This is a genomic window from Saccharospirillum alexandrii (assembly GCF_004000275.1).
Classification (GTDB): domain Bacteria; phylum Pseudomonadota; class Gammaproteobacteria; order Pseudomonadales; family Natronospirillaceae; genus Saccharospirillum; species Saccharospirillum alexandrii.
Window position 1 is genome coordinate 1 of the sequence record NZ_RCIP01000014.1, and the last position, 307, is coordinate 307.

At 43.0% G+C, this 307-nt stretch carries 1 protein-coding gene; it reads right to left on the minus strand.

Translation table 11 applies throughout. The annotated features are described in order from the left end of the window. The coding region (locus EP166_RS21225) for a hypothetical protein (protein ID WP_220432671.1) at window positions 1-307 on the minus strand (307 nt) is incomplete at both ends.

The following is a 307-nucleotide window of genomic DNA, read 5'->3' on the forward strand; positions in this document are numbered from 1 at the left end:
TACCAATGTTATCAAACTCCGGGATTGGGAGGGACTCGGCATCGGTAACAAGCAACTGTCCATCCTGTCCGGTAAGAGTATAGTCAAGCAAAGGAACGGCATGATAAATACACATAACGACACAATGCTCATTAGTCGTATAAGTAAACGAACCATTACCAGCACCAACACCCTTACCAGCAATAACAGCAGCATTTTCTTCTGTAGCAAGGTTATTATTGACAACTTCACTGATGTCAAGGTTACGGGAGATACCGCCGATATAGGTACACATATTGGAAAGAGCTTGAGGCAAGTTAACACCAAA